This is a genomic window from Rhodococcus sp. P3_B8, from assembly GCF_056402775.1.
Genome location: NZ_JBFUGT010000512.1, coordinates 1 through 2,902, shown reverse-complemented (window position 1 = coordinate 2,902; position 2,902 = coordinate 1). Strand labels below are relative to the sequence as shown.

Genomic DNA, 2,902 nt, shown 5'->3' with positions numbered 1-2,902 from the left:
GTTGTACACCACATGTTCGGTCCCGTGCCACTCCGCCTGGTCACCTCGGCGGTGGCCGGGAACGCGACCGAGCGGGTGCGAGGTCGGCGAATCGGCTCCGGCTGACTGCGATGGCCCGAGCGTAGAATTGCGCGGGTTCGGTCGATCACGCTGGGCCCGGATTTCGGTGAGGCCTTACCGAACTTCTCCGGCCTCGTCGCCGATCTGCTCTGCTCGGTAGTCGGCTCCGAATTGCGACGAGATCGGGAGGATACTTCAGCGATGCGAACCGATGGAGACAGTTGGGACATCGTCAGTAGCGTGGGCCTGACCGCGTTGGGAGTGGCGACATTTCGGGCGTTGGAGACAGTCCGCCCCGACGCGTTGATTCAGGACGACTACGCGCGGTTGTTCGTCGAAGCGGCGGGTGAACCACATTTCACCGGGCTGTTGGCCGACCCGTCGTTACTCGGGGACATGCCGTTCTCGGGCTTCATGGGTGCTCGGACCAGATTCTTCGATGAGTTCTTCTCGTCAGCCACGGGCGCGGGGGTTTCGCAGGCGGTGATCCTCGCGGCCGGGTTGGACGCACGGGCATATCGCTTGGACTGGCCGACCGGCACGACGGTCTTCGAGGTCGACCAACCGCAGGTGCTGGAATTCAAAGAGGATGTCCTCGCCGATCATGGGGCCAGGGCGACGGCTGATCGTCGCCCGGTGGCCGTCGATCTGCGAGACGACTGGCCTGCCGCCCTCGAAGCCGCAGGCTTCGACCCTGGTAAGCCGACCGCGTGGTCGGTGGAGGGCCTGCTGGCTTACCTCCCGGGCGCGGCGCACGACGCGCTGTTCGAGCGGATCGACCAACTGTCCAGCTCCGGCAGCCACCTTGCCGTGGACAACTTCGCGGCGGGAACCGATATGCAACGCTTCGACGCCATCAGAGCGAAGTATTTCGCCGAGAATCCGTTCGGCGACCTCGACATCTCCGAGCTATTCTACGGTGACGAGCGGGCCGATCCGGTGCAGTGGTTGACCGGGCACGGCTGGTCGGTGCGGCGGTCCAATTCGCTCGAGCTGGCGGCCGCCTACGGGCGGCCGGTTCCGGATCTCCCTGAAGAACTTGTCGATCTGTCGAAGCGATCGACGTACCTGACGGCGGTCAAGTAGCCACTGCCCAGCTTGCAGCGATGAACCGCGGGGGCGAGCCATTGCGGTGGACCGCCATCCGCGCGTACATTGGTAGTTGCGGATCGAGAGAGTAATCGGCAACGGTGAAACACTCGAGAAGCAGAGATCCGGCCGAGAATGTGAGAGCATTCCCGGCCGAACCCCTGTCTGGGGCATTTTCCCGCTCACCGACCTGGTGCTTTATCACGCGGTCGGCACGAGTCGCACGCCGGTCTCAGCACCGGTGCTGTGAGCATCACTATTCTCAATCCTGCTCTGCAGCAACGTCATCGACGATCCGCGCCGATGCCGGTCGGGAAGTGGTAGGCGAAGACTTTCGGCGAGTGCGCCACGGCGCCATCCGGTCGAGGAGCCTGTCGTTCAGGACCAGCACATGGAAGAGGACGGCGGACATGTGTGCGGTGAAGGTGAAGAACAGCAGGTAGGCGAATGCAGTGTGAGCTTGTCTCGACAACGCGTAGACGCGGGGATCTGGTGCAAGCAGCGTGGGCAGGTGCAGATGCTGGTAGAGGATGATCGGGTAGCCACCGGCCGAGAGCATGGCCCACCCGGTGAGCGGCTGGATCACGAGCAGCCCGTAGAGCAGGTACTCCGACGCGGTTGCGACCCGGCGCTCGACCGGTCCCATGGAGGCGGGTGGTGCGGGCGTGCGGCACACCAGCCGGTTGCCGATGCGGACGATCACCAGCGCGAGGATTGCGGCGCCCAACGGGACGTGCACCGAGCGCAGCAGGTGGTAGCGGTCGAGGGTCGTCACCATGACGGCGCCGATGAGCAGTTGTGCGATCACCATGACCGCCATCGCCCAATGCAGCACCCGGACGGTCGCCGCGAACCGGAGTGGGCGGTCGGTCGGGTCAGCGGTCATCGCGCACCCCATCCACGTCAACGAGCGCCGGTGTTTTCGGCTCCCCGGACCGGCGGGTGAACGATTCGGTGTAGACCGCGGACCGGGCGCTGAGCAGGGGATCGTCCGAGGGTGCAATGCCCGTTGGGAGAATGAGCGGGTCGAAGTTGAGGTCCCGCGCGTTGTGCGGCGCTTCGGTCCGGACCGCCTCGATGGTCACGGTGCCGACATCGAGGACCTGCCGGGTCGGCGGCCACGGCCGGGTGGCGTCGTCGGTCCGATCGCCTGGTTGACCGATCGTGAGCAACATCCGCCACCGCAGCGGCCCACGCGAGACTGCCGCGGTGAGGGCGTCGAAGAGGTGATCGCGCCCCGGCAGCGGYGGCAGGCCGGGGGAGCGGACCGGTTGCGCGGGGACCAGTGTCCACCGCACCGCAACCGTGACTCCGGTGTCGTTGGTGCAATGGAAGGCATTGAGACCGTAGAAGGTGCTGTTGTCGAACCCGGAGGTCGGTGGATGCTGTCGGATGAGGTTCATCGCCGCCGCGGTCTCGGGATGGCGGGAAAGAAACGCCGCCATGCGATCCGGATCGGGCTTGCCGGTGGCCGGGTCCGTTTTCGATGCGAGCAACCGCTCGTAGAAGCCGTCTGGTGTCCGGTCGGGGAACACCGGGGTGTTGATCATCGCGGTGCGCCACTGCTCGCCATCGGGGAGGTCGAACGCCAACCCCAGCCCGCGGACCGTGGCGTCGGCGTCCGGAGTGGACGGATTCCCGCCCGAGAGTGAGAACCGGCCGGTCACCGGCATCCGGCCGGCCCGGAAAACGYTGGCCGTGGAAACTCCGGACCCGGCACCGGTGGCGGTGAAGTATCCGGTCGCGCTGACTC

General features: G+C 66.1%; 3 protein-coding genes. 1 reads left to right on the top strand and 2 read right to left on the bottom strand.

From position 1 onward, the window contains the following. Positions 1 to 261 precede the first annotated feature (261 nt). Positions 262 to 1,146, top strand: a complete 885-nt coding sequence (locus AC1D1G_RS43780; RefSeq protein ID WP_317568858.1) for a class I SAM-dependent methyltransferase — start codon at positions 262 to 264, stop codon at positions 1,144 to 1,146. 265 nt (positions 1,147 to 1,411) lie between these two features. Here AC1D1G_RS43780 and AC1D1G_RS43775 read toward each other — a convergent pair whose 3' ends face one another. Continuing rightward, complete coding sequence (locus AC1D1G_RS43775) at positions 1,412 to 2,035, bottom strand: cytochrome b (RefSeq protein ID WP_477956772.1); 624 nt, start codon at positions 2,033 to 2,035, stop codon at positions 1,412 to 1,414. Continuing rightward, a partial coding sequence (locus tag AC1D1G_RS43770; protein ID WP_477956771.1) for a catalase family peroxidase occupies positions 2,025 to 2,902 on the bottom strand: 878 nt, incomplete at its 5' end. The genes AC1D1G_RS43775 and AC1D1G_RS43770, both read right to left, overlap by 11 nt.